The following is a 12,988-nucleotide window of genomic DNA, read 5'->3' on the forward strand; positions in this document are numbered from 1 at the left end:
CTTGAGTGCCTTCGGCACTCAATCCTGGTCCAGGCCGAAGTGCCGCCTGAACGCATCGCAAAACTCCGCGATCCCGCTGAGCGACAGGGTCAGCGTGTGCCGCGGCTTGCCGGGCTTGCCGGCGTCCACCTTCAGGCGATGCGCCGCCTCGTCATAGTGCAAGGCCTCGGGTGCCGTCATCTCCTGCAGGCCATGCAGGTCGTAGTCCCAGTCAAAGCCTTCCTCGAGCGGACCGCGCCGCCCGGGGAACTCCGCGTGGGCCCATGCCAGCACCTGGACGACCTCGGCCTGCACGACCTGCACCTGCTCGGGCCAGGTGGAGGCCATGGCTTCCAGCGTGCCCGTGCCGTCGTTGCCTTCCGCGTAATCGAAGTGGAGGTAGTCCAGGCTCAAGGGCGCGCTCAATGCTCAGTAGGTGCCCGGGTAGGCCCCGCCGTCGGCCAGCACGTTCTGCCCCGTCATGTAGGCGGCATGCATGCTGCACAGGAAGGCGCAGATGGCCCCGAACTCCTCGGGCGTACCGAAGCGCTGGGCGGGGATGTTCTTGCGACGCGCATCCATGATGGCCTCAAGAGGTTGACCGGTTTTTTGCGCCGCGCCGCTCATGGTGCCGCGCAGGCGGTCGGTGTCGAAGGCGCCCGGCAGCAGGTTGTTGATGGTGACGCCTTGCGCCGCGAGTTTGGTACGCGCCACGCCGGCCACGAAGCCGGTCAGGCCGCTGCGCGCGCCGTTGGACAGGCCGAGGATGTCGATGGGCGACTTGACCGAACTGGAAGTGATGTTGACGATGCGCCCGAAGCCGCGTGCCGCCATGCCGTCGACCGTGGCCTTGATCAGTTCAATGGGGGTCAGCATATTGGCATCCACCGCCTTGATCCAGGCGTCACGGTCCCAGTCGCGGAAGTCACCGGGCGGCGGGCCACCGGCATTGGTCACCACGATGTCGAAGTCCTTGCGCAGCGCAAAAACCGCGGCCCGGCCTTCGGGCGTGGTGATGTCGGCGGCAACATACTGAACGCTGGTGCCCGCGGGTTTGACCTTGTCCGCCTTCAGTTTTTCAGCTGCGCCCTTCAGCGTTTCCTCGCCGCGCGCCACGATCAGCACATGCACGCCTTCGCGCACCAGCGCCTCAGCGCAACCCAGACCCAAACCCTTGCTGGCGCCGCAGACCAGCGCCCATTTGCCTGCAATACCCAAATCCATAATAATTCCTCATTACAACCACAGGGGAGAGCGGCTCATGATACTGAGTAAATACAAAATGCAGGCGGGAATGGTTATCGCTCCCCTGCTCACATCCATGCTGGTTTTCAGTGCGGCGGCACAGGCCCAGCCGCAAGGCGAGGCCGTACTGATCAAGCGCGCAGCCCAACTGCGCGAAGGTCCGGGCGAATCGGCCCGCAGCCTGGCCCCGCTGCCGGTTCAAACCTCGGTGACCCGGCTGGGCGAGCGCAACGGCGCGTGGATCAAGGTCCGCACAGCCGACGGCACCAGCGGCTGGGTGCACATGTTTGACATCACGGCCCCCAGCTCGCAGGCCGGTGCCGGCACCGGTGCACTGCGCAGCCTGTCGAGCTTTTTCAACAAGGGCAGCGCACAGGCGCCGGGCGGCGCAGTTGCCACATCCACCGTCGGCATTCGCGGCCTGGGTGCGGAAGACCTGGCCAATGCCGTTCCCAACCTGGCGGCCGTGGCGCAAGCCGACGCCAACCGTGCGAACGCTGCGCAAGCCCGGCAGTTCGCGGGCAGTGCCTCGCTGAACGTCCGGCAGGTCGATCCCCTGCCCACACCCACACCGCCGGCTGCCGCACCCAGCGCCAGGACCGAACAATACGGCGGCTAAAAACAAGACAAGAGGCCCCGCAATGAATCTTCACACCCTCCAAACACTGGCAACGCCCGCACGCCGTGCGTTTTTTGTATTGGCCCTGCTGGCCGGCCTGCTCCCTCTGGGCGCTCATGCCCAGGATGCAGGCAAAGCGCTGGGCGGCCTGTTCCAGTCACTGATACGCCCGAACCAGCCGGCGCAACCCGCCCCCGCGCAACCCAATTCTGCGGCCGGCCTGGCCGGCGCATTGCTGGGCGCCAGCCTTACACCGGGCGGACAGCAGGCGGCCCAAGGTGGTGACCTGTTCCAGCTGTTGTCACAATCGCTGGATCAGATTGACGAGCCACGTGAAATCCAGATCGGCCAGCAACTGGCAGCCGTGCTGCTGGGCAGCAAACCGCTTTACCCTGACGTGGCTGCGCAGCGCTATATCAACCAGTTGGGCCGCTGGATCAGCCTGCAGTCATCGCGGCCCGACCTGCCCTGGACCTTCGCCATCCTCGACGACCCCGGCTTCAACGCATTTGCCACGCCAGGCGGTTATGTCTTCGTCACCAAGGGCCTGATGGACCGCGTGGCGGACGAAAGCGAACTGGCCGGCATCCTGGCCCATGAAATCACCCATGTCACAGCCAAGCACCACCTGATCGCCATGAACAAGGCGGCACGCGCCGGCCTTCTGACGCAGGTGATCAGCTCTCAGCTGAAGAGCGACCTGGGCGGCCTGGTGTCGTCGCAGTTGCTGGCACTGGGCAAGAACATGTACACCAAGGGCCTGGACCAGCAGGACGAGTTTGACGCCGACCGGACCGGCGTGGCTCTCGCCGCGCGCGCTGGGTTCGATCCCTACGGCCTGGTGGCGGTGCTGCAGCAACTGCGCAGCGCAGCGCCGGACGATGCGCTATTTGCCCTGTCGCTCAGCACCCATCCACCGGCACAGGTTCGCCTGAACCAGCTTGAGCAGGCCATGGGTAACCGGCTCGATGCTTACGCGGGCCAGCCGTCCGTCACGGTAACGCAGCGAATGAGCGCTTCGAACCGCCGGCCTACGGCAAAGAAGTAGAGCCCCCACGCTCCCCACTTCGTGTGGTTCGCTGCCCCCCCCGAGGGGGCGCTGCGCCTGCGGCCCCTGCTGGTGAAGAGCTCTGCTGTTATGTCCGGCTTCTGGTGAAAACAAAGATGCCGGCGATAACCAGCACCGTTCCCGCCGCCACCCAGGCCGTGAACGGCTCACCCAGGATCAGCACACCCATCAGGATGGTGGACATGGGGCCCACCATGCCGGTTTGCGCGGCCATGCCGGCGCCGATGCGCTCAATGGCCATCATCACCATCAGCACCGGCACGGCAGTACACAGCGTGGCATTGAGCAGTGACAGCCAGATTACCTCCGGCGCCACGGCCGCTGCACTCAGGGGCCGCAGCAACACGAACTGCAGCAGGCAGCACAGGCAGGCCACAGAGGTAGCCAGCCCCACCAGACGCAATGAGCCGAGCCGCCTGACCATCTCACCGCTGTAAACCAGGTAGAGCGCATAGCTCACCGCGCTCAGGAACACCAGCAGCGCACCCCAGGCAGCGTCCGCACCCTGCAGCGTGATCTCGTGGCCGAACACCAGCACCACACCGCAGTAGCTGATGGCCATGCCAATGATTTGCAACCCGCCGACGCGGCGCTTGTACATCACCAGCCCCAGCAGCAAGACCAGCGTGGGGTTGAGATAGAGGATCAGCCGTTCCAGCGACGCACTGATAAATGCCAGGCCGGCGAAGTCCAGGAAGCTGGCGAGGTAGTAGCCGGTAAAACCGAGCCAGAGCACGCCCAGCCAGTCTTTGCGCGTCAGCGGCGCCTTGCCCCGGCTGGCCCACCACGCCATCACCGCAAAGATGGGCAGCGCAAACAGCATGCGGTACATGATCAGCGTGACCGCATCGACGCCGTAGCGGTAAGCCAGCTTGACAATGATGGCCTTGCCGCTGAAGGCAATCGCTCCGAAAGTGGCCAGCAGCAAACCGGGCGCTATGCTTTTAGTAGCTGCTTGCGCCCGTCCTTCCTGGTCTGTCAGCCTCTTTGTATCAGATTTATCGCTCAAGGTCGCTTCTTAAAAACCCACGGCCTGGCCGTCGCGACGTGGATCACTCGCCGCCACATAGCCCTCGACCTTGGGGTTGCCGGCGCGCCAGATGAACTGGCCGGCGCCGAAGTCCTGGTAAGAGTCGTTGATGACCTCCATGCGGTGGCCGCGGTCGGCAAGGCCCTGCACGGTACTCGGGTCCATCGTGGCTTCCACATTGATCTCCAGGCCGGCGTTGTAGCGCCAGCGCGGTGCATCGCAAGCCACCTGTGGGCCCTGGCCGTAGTCCAGCATGCGCACCAGTGTCTGCATGTGGCCCTGCGGCTGCATGTTGGCGCCCATCACGCCATAGCTCATCACGGGTTTGCCGTCCTTGCTGAGGAAGGCCGGAATGATGGTGTGGAAAGGCCGCTTGCCCGGTGCAACCTGGTTGGCGCCCGGTTGCAGGCTGAAGGCGTGTCCGCGGTTCTGCAGGCTGATGCCGAACTCGGGCTCGACACAGCCCGAACCGAAACCCATGTAGTTGCTCTGGATGAAGCTCACCATCATGCCGTCTTCATCGGCGGCCGTCAGGTAGATCGTTCCGCCCTTGACGGGATTTCCCGCGCCAAAGTCCTGTGCCTTTTTCATGTCGATGAGTTTGGCACGGGATGCCAGATACGCGTCATCGAGCATTTGCTCGGCCGTCACCTCCATTGACGAAGGCTCAGCCACGTACCGGTAAATATCGGCAAACGCCAGCTTCATGGCTTCGATCTGCAGATGCTGGGAATCCACGCCATCGACCGGCAGCCCGGCCACATCGAATTTATCCAGGATGCCCAGCGCAATCAGCGCCGCAATACCCTGCCCGTTGGGTGGGATCTCGTGCAAGGTGTAGCCACGGTAATCCTTGCCGATGGGTTTGACCCATTCCGGCTTGTAGCTTTCAAAGTCTTTGGCGGTGATGCTGCCGCCGTTTTGTGAAGAGAATTTTTCGATGGCTTGGGCAATGGCACCACCGTAATACGCCGTGCCCTTGGTTTGCGCAATTGACCGCAGCGCTTTGGCCGCGGCCTTGAACTGGAACAGTTCACCGACGTTCGGCGCCCGGCCCCAGGGAAGGAAAGATTGGGCAAAGCCCGGCAGCGACTTCAACTCCTCCGTAGCGGCCGCCCACTTCTGCTGCACCACGGGCGGCAACAAATAGCCGCGCTCGGCGATTTCAATTGCAGGCTCCATCAGGTCGGCGAAGGGCAGCTTGCCGAAACGCTCGCTCAAGGCCACCCAGCCGGCCACCGCGCCTGGCACGCTCACGGAATCCATGCCGCGCTTGGGCGGCGTCTGCGCATCGCTGCCGTATTTGCGCTTGAAGTAATCCGGCGTCCAGCTTTGCGGCGCGCGGCCCGATGCATTCAGTCCATGCAGTTCCTTGCCGTCCCAGAGGATGCAGAAAGCATCGCTGCCCAGGCCGTTGCTGACAGGTTCGACGATGGTCATGGCGGCGGCAGCGGCGATCGCGGCATCTACTGCATTGCCGCCCTTGAGCATCATGCGCAAACCGGCCTGCGCGCCCAACGGGTGCGAAGTCGAAACAACGTTACGGGCAAACAGCGGCAGGCGGGTGGAGGTGTAGGGGTTGCTGTAGTTGAAATTCATGGGTCACCTGTTGAAGGCAAGGCAAGGAAGAATGGATGCCGGCGGTCATGGTGTGCAACCGCAGGCGGGAAGTCAAACTGACCGGCATCGTTACGACCAGGCGGCGCGATGCGGTGAAAGGCATCAATCGGCGCTGATTTTCCGCTCGACAATGATTTTCTTCCACCTGGCCGTGTCCGTCTTCACCATGGCCGCAAAGGCCTGCGGGGTGCCGCCCGCGGGTTCGGCGCCCAGTCTGGCAAAGCGGTCTTTCACATCGGAATCGGCCAGGGCTGCGTTCACCGCCTGGTTGACCTTGCCCGCCAGGTCTGGCGCCATACCTTTGGGGCCGTACACCCCAAACCAGGTGACCGACTCAAAGCCCGGCAGGGTTTCCGCCACCGCCGGCAGATCGGGAGCGAGCGCCGTGCGTTTGAGGCTGGTGACCGCAAGGGCCCGCAGCTTTCCATCTTTCACATGCGGCATGCCGGTGACAAAGGAGTCGAACAGCACGTCGATCTTGCCGCTGATCAGGTCCGGCATGGCCAGTGCCGTACCGCGGTAAGGGATGTGCAGGATGAAGGTCCCCGATTGCGCCTTGAAGTATTCGCTCATCAAGTGGATGATGGTGCCGTTGCCGCTGGACGCGTAGTTCAAACGCCCGGGGTTCTTGCGTGCATGATCGATAAATTCGCCCATGGTCTTTGCCGGCGACGTGTTAGGCACCAGCACCACATTAGGGGAACTTGCCACATAGGCAATCGGCGTGAAGTCTGTTTCCGCGTTGTAGGGAATCCGGGGGTTGACGGCCGGCCCGATGCTGTGGGTGCTTGAAGTCGCCAGCAGCAGCGTGTAGCCGTCAGCAGGCGATTTGGACGCAGCATCGGCGCCTATCGTGCCGCCGGCGCCCGGCCGGTTTTCAACCACGACCGTCTGGCCGATTTTCTCGCCCAGCTTTTGCGACAGGGCCCGTGCCAGGATGTCCGTCGCGCCGCCTGCCGGAAACGGCACGATCATGCGAATGGGTTTGGACGGATAGTTCTGGGCCATGGCGGGGCCCACGAGAGTCACGGCGGAAGCCGCAGCCAGGGAAATAATATGTCTACGTTTCATCTGGCCATTGTGCAACGATTTTGAGCGCCGACTATGTCGCAAACAGGCAAAACAAAAGGCACCCGAAGGTGCCTTTTTTGTATGTGCTTCCCGTTGATCAGTCAGCTTCAACGAAAGCTTCTTCCCGTTTGTTTTTGATGCTTGGCAGCAGCACGATGGCCAGCAGCAGCACGGCGGCTCCCAGCAGTCCGGCCGACAGTGGACGCGTCACAAACACGCTCCAGTCGCCACGTGAAAGCAGCAGGGCCCGGCGCAGGTTCTCTTCCATCATGGGGCCCAGGATGAAGCCCAGCAGCAAGGGAGCGGGTTCGCAGCCGAGCTTGACGAACATGTAGCCGATCACACCAAAGATGCCCACCATCCAGATGTCGAAGGTGTTGTTGTTGGTGGAATACACGCCAATCGCGCAGAAAAGCACGATGGCCGGGAACAGGTAGCGGTAAGGCACAGTCAGCAGCTTGATCCACATCCCGATCAGCGGCAGATTCAGGATCACGAGCATCGCGTTGCCGATCCACATCGAAGCGATCAGGCCCCAGAACAGTTCAGGGTTGCTGGTCATGACCTGCGGGCCGGGCTGAATGTTGTGAATCGTCATGGCGCCCACCATCAAGGCCATTACGGCGTTGGGCGGAATGCCCAGCGTCAGCAGCGGAATGAAGGAGGTCTGCGCGCCGGCATTGTTGGCCGACTCAGGTGCTGCGACGCCGCGGATGTTGCCCTGACCGAAAGGCACTTCACCAGGCCGCATCTTGATTTTCTTCTCAAGGGCGTAACCCGCAAATGCGGCAAGCAAGGCGCCACCGCCGGGGAGAATCCCCAGTGCCGAACCCAGGAAAGTACCCCGCAGCACGGCAGGCGCCATGTTCTTGAAGTCTTCTTTGGTGGGGAAAAGTCCCGAGACCTTGGCGGTGAAAACCTCACGCTCATGCTCCGGTTGCGCCAGATTGCTGATGATCTCGCCATAGCCGAACACACCCATGGCGATGGTCACGAAACCAATGCCGTCAGTCAGTTCGGGAATGTCAAAGCTGAAGCGGGCAACACCGGAATTCACGTCGGTTCCGACCAGACCCAGCAACAGGCCCAGCACGATCATGGCAATCGCCTTGAGCAGCGAGCCGGAAGCCAGCACCACGGCGCCGATCAGGCCCAGAATCATCAGCGCAAAATATTCAGCAGGGCCGAATTTGAAGGCCAGTTCGGTCAGCGGCGGTGCAAACGCGGCCAGGATCAAGGTGCCTACGCAACCGGCAAAGAAAGATCCCAGGCCTGCCGCGGCAAGCGCGGGGCCGGCCCGGCCTTTTCTCGCCATCTGGTACCCGTCAATACAGGTCACCACTGAAGACGACTCCCCTGGCAGATTCACCAGAATGGCGGTGGTGGAGCCACCGTACTGGGCGCCGTAATAAATACCGGCCAGCATGATCAGCGCCGACACGGGAGGCAGCGCGTAGGTGGCCGGCAACAGCATGGCAATCGTAGCCACAGGGCCGATACCCGGCAGAACACCAATCAAGGTACCCAAAATACAGCCGATCAGGCAGTACAACAAATTGATCGGCGTGAATGCCACGCCAAAACCTATCGACAAATGATTTAGCAATTCCATTTTTTATTCTCCTTAGCCGATAAAGAATGGCCAGACCGGGAACTGCAACTTGAGCAGGACGACGAAAGCCAGGTAACTGCCGATGGCCAGCACCGTCGCAAGAATGAAGGTGTTTTTGACCTTCCAGCCCTCTTCGGCCATGCTGGAAATGAAGGTCAGCGCATAAATCGCCACGATCATGCCCATGGCGGGAATCTTGATGCTCGGCAAACCGGCCAGCAAAATGCCGAATAGCAGATTGGCCAGAATGATGAAAATGAGGGGCTTCCAGGCCCACTTGCCGATCTTGTCGCCGCCTACGGTTTCCACCACCAGCGCCTTGAAGGTAATAACACCTCCCAGAACAGCCATCAAAATACCCAGCATGAGGGGGAAGTACCCCGGTCCCATACGGGCACCTTCACCTACGTTGTAGGTGGTTGCCCCCCATGCGAACGCCACACCGACGCCCATGAACATGAGGCCGGAGAAAAAGTCTTTCTGACTCTTGATATTCACGGCTGTCTCCTCAATACATATAAAAGAAAGAATCGGTGGATTGTGCATTCAATCACCCGGCCCTCGCCATGTGGCTTTCACTTACCTTTCGTAATCTTTTGGCTTACCTCTTGCTTACATCGAGACCGGACCCTGTGAAAACCCGCAATGCCGGAATTGGCTCGCGGTCTCTCAGGACAAGGGCGGGGTGGAGGCCAAAATTTCCTCGATGGTAGTCAGACCCTCTGCCACTTTCAGCGCGCCGGCCAACCGAAGCGGGCGCATACCTTCGCTGACCGCCTGGCGGCGCAGCGCATCGATATTGGGCTCTTTCGAGACCTTTTCCTTGAAGCCTTCCGTGACGGTCAGCAGCTCATAAAGACCCATGCGCCCACGGAACCCGGTCATCCGGCAATCCACACAGCCCACCGGCTTGTACGGCCGGTAGCCGCCGCTGATTTGCCAGGGTTTGACCAGGTCGGCGAGTGTTTCGCGTGAGGCGGCCTCGTCGGGCTGGCGGCAATTGCTGCACAAGGTGCGTACCAGCCGCTGGGCCAGCACACCCAGCAAGGTGGCATTGATCAGGTAGGAAGGAATACCAAGTTCCATCAGGCGGGAAACCGCCGATGGGGCGTCATTGGTATGCAGCGTGCTGAAAACCAGGTGACCGGTCAGCGCCGCCTGCACGGCCATCTCGGCGGTCTGCAGGTCGCGGATTTCGCCCACCATGATGATGTCCGGGTCCTGCCGCATCAACGCGCGCAGCCCTTCGGGAAAATCGAAGTCCAGGTGCGCCTGGACCTGCGTCTGGTTAAAGGAGGCCTCGATCATTTCAATCGGGTCCTCAATCGTGCTGACGTTGACCTCTTCAGTCGCAAGCCGCTTGAGGGTCGAATACAAGGTGGTGGTTTTGCCGGAACCGGTAGGCCCGGTGACCAGGACAATGCCATAGGGCCGCTTGACCAGTTGCTCCCAGCGTTCGGCGTCATGCTGCGAAAACCCCAGCGCATCGAGGTCCTTGACCGTGGTGTCCGGATCAAAAATACGCATGACCATCTTCTCGCCGAAGGCCGTGGGCAAGGTGGACAGGCGCATCTCCACTTCGTCGCCGCGCGGGTTGCGGGTCTTGATGCGGCCATCCTGCGGTCGGCGCTTTTCCACCACATCCATGCGGCCCAGCAGCTTGATGCGGGCGGTCATGGCGTTGTGCACGCCCATGGGCAGCTGATACACGGGATGCAGCACGCCGTCGATGCGAAAGCGGATCACGCCCTGCTCGCGCCGCGGCTCCAGGTGAATGTCGCTGGCGCGCTGGTCAAAGGCGTACTGCCAGAGCCAGTCCACCACCTGCACCACGCCCTGGTCGTTGGCGTCCAGCTGCTTGTTGCTTTTGTTCAGCTCAACCAGTTGTTCAAAGCTCGCCGACGTCGCCCCACCGCCGGCCTTGATCGCCGCCTTGACGGATTTGGCCAGTGCAAAAAATTCGGCGGTGAACTTGGTGATTTCGAGGGGGCTGGCAACCACCAGCCGCACACTGCGCTTGGCCTGGCGCTCGACTTCCTGTACCCAGTCGGTCACAAAAGGCTCCGAAGTGGCAATCACCACTTCGCTGGAGGTCACTTGCACCGGCAGCACCTTGTGCCGCTCGGCGTACATGGCGGACATGGTGTCCGCCACCTTGCCCACATCCACCTTGAGCGGGTCGATCCGCAGATAGGCAAGGCCGGCCCGGCCGGCCAGCCACTGCGTAATCGTTTCCATGTCCAGGGGTTTGCCGTCGGCCACACGTGTCATGCCGACACTGGCAAGCCGGGTCAGGGGCGGCTGCGCACTTTGCACCTGCGAGCAGCGTGCAATCGTTCGCTGCGCTTCGGCCGCGCTGATGACACCATCTTCACTGAGCCATTCAACCAGCATGCGCCAGTCCAGCAGCCCGGTGTGGGTCTTTTTCACGTGCAGGTCTTTGGGGTGTTTGGGGTGCGTCACGGCGCTCATGGGTCGCACTGTACCCCATCCACCCGGGTCTTTACCATCCACCCCGACCGCATCATTACGCCGCCGGTGCGAAGAGCCGCAGCCATTTTTTGGCAGGCAGCTTCCAGTACGACTCAATGACACCGGCTTGCTGCAGCAGGTCGGCCCGCTCGGGACGTGTAGGGTCGCGTTGGGCCAGCACCACAGTGTTGCCTTCGCGCGTAGGCCGGAACGCCCAGACCGCCTCGGGTCCAAACGCTTCCGCGATTTTTGTCAGCGATTGCAAGTAGCTCGAGTCACGGCCAAAAAGATTCACCGTCATCACGCCGTCTTCTGCCAGGAGTCCACGGCAGTCCTCATAAAATTCCGCGCTATCCAGCACCGGTGCCGCCGCTTCGTGGTCATACAGGTCGACGTGCAGAAAGTCCACCGTCCCCTGGTGCGCAGGCTTTTTGATTTCCAGCGCCGCATCGGCCTCAATGACATGCAGCCTCAGGTCGTCCCGCGGCAGCTTGAACCAGAGCCGGCAGGCCGTGATCACTTGCGGATTGATTTCAATCGCCGTGGTTTTCATGCGCAGCTTTTTATAGCAAAACTTGGTCAGCGCGGCAGAACCCAGGCCCAGCTGCATCGCATGCTTTTTGGACACAGCCGCCGCGTCGGTGAACAGCAACCCCGCCATCATGCGCTGTACGTACTCCAGTTCGATGTCATACGGTGCATCGCGCAGCATGGAGCCCTGCACCCACTCGGTGCCTAAGTGCAAAAAGCGCACCTCACCGTAGTCGGAGAAATTGACTTCGGGTAACTCGGCCACCGTTTTCGCTGCTTCTTTTTTCGACATCAAACCAATCCATGCTTTTCAAAAACTTCACGCCAGGCAGCGAGTTTGCGCTCAAAGCTCCATGATGCATTCGCCGGGCTGGTAGAAGGCAGTTTGTAGACCGGCAGGCCCAGCTGCAAGGTGTGCTTCGAATGCTTGAAACTTTCGCCGCCATTGTGGGCAATCGCTTCCAGCGCCGGACACAGTCGCCGCAGGCTGGCGAGGTCGTTGACCTGCGCATTGCGGATCGCGCTGTCCAGGCTGCCTTCGCGCTCACAGGCAGCGTACACGTCCCACAGGCCAAGCCCTTTTGACAAAAGCCATTCGCTACGAATTTGATAGCTGCTAGCGCCCGTCCCCATTGGCCCATCGGGCCAAATGGTTTGCAAAATCTTCCAGAAATGGTTTTGCGGGTGGCCGTAATACTGCTGCGCAGCCAGCGAGGCGACGCCCGGAAAGCTCCCCAGTACCAGCAGGCGGGTGCCGGGAGAAACCAGCGGCGCCAAGCCCGCCAACACAGGTTTCGCGGTGCCCTTTTTCACGCCAGAAGGGCTCCCAGTTTCGGCAGCGCCCGCAATGCGTTGGCAGTCGTTGCGGCCGCCAGCGACGCGAGCGAAATTCCCCGCAAATCCGCCACCTGCTGCGCAATGCGCGGCAACTCGCCCGGTTCATTGCGGCCCTGGGCCTGACCCGCTTCGCGCTCCGCCGCTGTTTTGTAGATCCAGTGAGGCGGGATATCGGGCGAATCCGTTTCCATCACCAGCGCCTCCAGGGGCAGTTCTGCCGCCAGGCGCCTGAGTTGCAAGGCAGGCTCAAACGTGACGGCGCCGCCAAAGCCCAGCTTCAAGCCCAGCTTGATGAATTCTCCCGCCTGTTGCTCGCTGCCATTGAACGCATGGCCGATGCCGTGCCAGCCGCCTTCGGGCGCCAGGTCGCGCAGGTGCTTGAGCAGCTTGTCGGCCGAACGCCGCACGTGCAGGATGACCGGCAGGCCGTGCTTGCGCGCCAGCTTGAGTTGTTCACGGTAAAAGTGCTCCTGGCGTTCACGCATCGGGCTTTGTGTCAGGGCAGGCACAAAATAATCAAGGCCGATTTCACCCACCGCGACCAATCGCGGATCAGACCGCCTCAACGCAAGCTCGTTATCCAGCGCCTGCAGGTCGGCGTCTTGCGCCTGGGGCACACACAGCGGATGGATGCCCAGCGCATAGCTGTCGGAAAAACGGTATGCCAGCACACGGACTGCCTCGAAATTGAACACGCCCACCGCCGGCAGCACGCAGTGTGCAACGCCTGCAGCGGCAGCCCGCGCACGAACTTCAGCGACATCGGCGGACAGTTCACCGGCGTCAAGATGGCAGTGTGTGTCTATCCAGAAAGTCATTCAGTCAATGCGGTAGGCACCCGGGATGCGAAAAGAAAAGGTGCAGGAAAAGGGGACGACCTGGCGCAGGCCTTGCTTGCGGAAG

General features: G+C 61.7%; 13 protein-coding genes. 2 read left to right on the forward strand and 11 right to left on the reverse strand.

What is annotated here, in order from left to right; translation table 11 throughout:
• Nucleotides 1-18: 18 nt before the first annotated feature.
• Together AC1DYQ_RS05350 and AC1DYQ_RS05355 are read right to left on the reverse strand one after the other, a co-directional pair.
• Complete coding sequence (locus AC1DYQ_RS05350) at nucleotides 19-393, reverse strand: hypothetical protein (RefSeq protein WP_477685911.1); 375 nt, start codon at nucleotides 391-393, stop codon at nucleotides 19-21.
• Between the two features lie 15 nt (nucleotides 394-408).
• Nucleotides 409-1,203 carry an SDR family oxidoreductase gene (locus AC1DYQ_RS05355; RefSeq protein WP_477685912.1) on the reverse strand — a complete coding sequence of 265 codons (795 nt, stop codon included), beginning with the start codon at nucleotides 1,201-1,203 and terminating at the stop codon, nucleotides 409-411.
• 37 nt (nucleotides 1,204-1,240) lie between these two features.
• Between AC1DYQ_RS05355 and AC1DYQ_RS05360 the strand changes: the two genes are divergently transcribed.
• Together AC1DYQ_RS05360 and AC1DYQ_RS05365 are read left to right on the forward strand one after the other, a co-directional pair.
• On the forward strand, nucleotides 1,241-1,843 hold the full coding sequence (locus tag AC1DYQ_RS05360; RefSeq protein ID WP_477685913.1) for an SH3 domain-containing protein: 603 nt from the start codon (nucleotides 1,241-1,243) through the stop codon (nucleotides 1,841-1,843).
• 22 nt (nucleotides 1,844-1,865) lie between these two features.
• The gene (locus AC1DYQ_RS05365) at nucleotides 1,866-2,891 is read left to right on the forward strand and encodes a M48 family metalloprotease (RefSeq protein ID WP_477685914.1); all 1,026 of its coding nucleotides are present in this window, start codon (nucleotides 1,866-1,868) and stop codon (nucleotides 2,889-2,891) included.
• Nucleotides 2,892-2,979: 88 nt separating this feature from the next.
• Here the strand turns inward: AC1DYQ_RS05365 and AC1DYQ_RS05370 are convergent, their stop codons facing one another.
• The 9 genes from AC1DYQ_RS05370 to AC1DYQ_RS05410 all read right to left on the reverse strand — a co-directional run bounded on the left by AC1DYQ_RS05370 (nucleotide 2,980) and on the right by AC1DYQ_RS05410 (nucleotide 12,903).
• Nucleotides 2,980-3,894, reverse strand: a complete 915-nt coding sequence (locus tag AC1DYQ_RS05370) for a DMT family transporter (protein WP_477686273.1) — start codon at nucleotides 3,892-3,894, stop codon at nucleotides 2,980-2,982.
• Nucleotides 3,895-3,930: 36 nt separating this feature from the next.
• On the reverse strand, nucleotides 3,931-5,541 hold the full coding sequence (locus AC1DYQ_RS05375) for a gamma-glutamyltransferase family protein (protein WP_477685915.1): 1,611 nt from the start codon (nucleotides 5,539-5,541) through the stop codon (nucleotides 3,931-3,933).
• 123 nt (nucleotides 5,542-5,664) lie between these two features.
• The gene (locus AC1DYQ_RS05380) at nucleotides 5,665-6,633 is read right to left on the reverse strand and encodes a Bug family tripartite tricarboxylate transporter substrate binding protein (protein ID WP_457279524.1); all 969 of its coding nucleotides are present in this window, start codon (nucleotides 6,631-6,633) and stop codon (nucleotides 5,665-5,667) included.
• A gap of 97 nt (nucleotides 6,634-6,730) precedes the next feature.
• Nucleotides 6,731-8,245, reverse strand: coding sequence for a tripartite tricarboxylate transporter permease (locus AC1DYQ_RS05385; RefSeq protein ID WP_477685916.1), 1,515 nt, complete (start codon nucleotides 8,243-8,245; stop codon nucleotides 6,731-6,733).
• A 12-nt stretch (nucleotides 8,246-8,257) separates the two neighbouring features.
• Nucleotides 8,258-8,743: a tripartite tricarboxylate transporter TctB family protein gene (locus AC1DYQ_RS05390; RefSeq protein ID WP_477685917.1), complete on the reverse strand. Its 486-nt coding sequence runs from the start codon at nucleotides 8,741-8,743 to the stop codon at nucleotides 8,258-8,260.
• A 171-nt stretch (nucleotides 8,744-8,914) separates the two neighbouring features.
• Nucleotides 8,915-10,717 carry a type IV pilus assembly ATPase TfpB gene (tfpB, locus tag AC1DYQ_RS05395; RefSeq protein WP_477685918.1) on the reverse strand — a complete coding sequence of 601 codons (1,803 nt, stop codon included), beginning with the start codon at nucleotides 10,715-10,717 and terminating at the stop codon, nucleotides 8,915-8,917.
• A gap of 55 nt (nucleotides 10,718-10,772) precedes the next feature.
• The gene (locus tag AC1DYQ_RS05400; RefSeq protein ID WP_477685919.1) at nucleotides 10,773-11,540 is read right to left on the reverse strand and encodes a class I SAM-dependent methyltransferase; all 768 of its coding nucleotides are present in this window, start codon (nucleotides 11,538-11,540) and stop codon (nucleotides 10,773-10,775) included.
• Nucleotides 11,540-12,061: a DNA-deoxyinosine glycosylase gene (locus AC1DYQ_RS05405; RefSeq protein ID WP_477685920.1), complete on the reverse strand. Its 522-nt coding sequence runs from the start codon at nucleotides 12,059-12,061 to the stop codon at nucleotides 11,540-11,542. Before AC1DYQ_RS05405 ends, AC1DYQ_RS05400 begins: the two co-directional genes overlap by 1 nt.
• Nucleotides 12,058-12,903, reverse strand: a complete 846-nt coding sequence (locus AC1DYQ_RS05410; protein WP_477685921.1) for a TatD family hydrolase — start codon at nucleotides 12,901-12,903, stop codon at nucleotides 12,058-12,060. Before AC1DYQ_RS05410 ends, AC1DYQ_RS05405 begins: the two co-directional genes overlap by 4 nt.
• Nucleotides 12,904-12,988 lie beyond the last annotated feature (85 nt).

This window comes from Polaromonas sp. P1_F4 (assembly GCF_056405675.1).

Bases quoted from the DNA above. Each gene is read 5' to 3' on its own strand.
- AC1DYQ_RS05410 (WP_477685921.1), bottom strand. From the start codon at position 12,903: ATGACTTTCTGGATAGACACACACTGCCATCTTGACGCCGGTGAACTG.
- tfpB (WP_477685918.1), bottom strand. From the start codon at position 10,717: ATGAGCGCCGTGACGCACCCCAAACACCCCAAAGACCTGCACGTGAAA.
- AC1DYQ_RS05360 (WP_477685913.1), top strand. From the start codon at position 1,241: ATGATACTGAGTAAATACAAAATGCAGGCGGGAATGGTTATCGCTCCC.
- AC1DYQ_RS05365 (WP_477685914.1), top strand. From the start codon at position 1,866: ATGAATCTTCACACCCTCCAAACACTGGCAACGCCCGCACGCCGTGCG.
- AC1DYQ_RS05375 (WP_477685915.1), bottom strand. From the start codon at position 5,541: ATGAATTTCAACTACAGCAACCCCTACACCTCCACCCGCCTGCCGCTG.
- AC1DYQ_RS05385 (WP_477685916.1), bottom strand. From the start codon at position 8,245: ATGGAATTGCTAAATCATTTGTCGATAGGTTTTGGCGTGGCATTCACG.
- AC1DYQ_RS05400 (WP_477685919.1), bottom strand. From the start codon at position 11,540: ATGTCGAAAAAAGAAGCAGCGAAAACGGTGGCCGAGTTACCCGAAGTC.
- AC1DYQ_RS05380 (WP_457279524.1), bottom strand. From the start codon at position 6,633: ATGAAACGTAGACATATTATTTCCCTGGCTGCGGCTTCCGCCGTGACT.
- AC1DYQ_RS05355 (WP_477685912.1), bottom strand. From the start codon at position 1,203: ATGGATTTGGGTATTGCAGGCAAATGGGCGCTGGTCTGCGGCGCCAGC.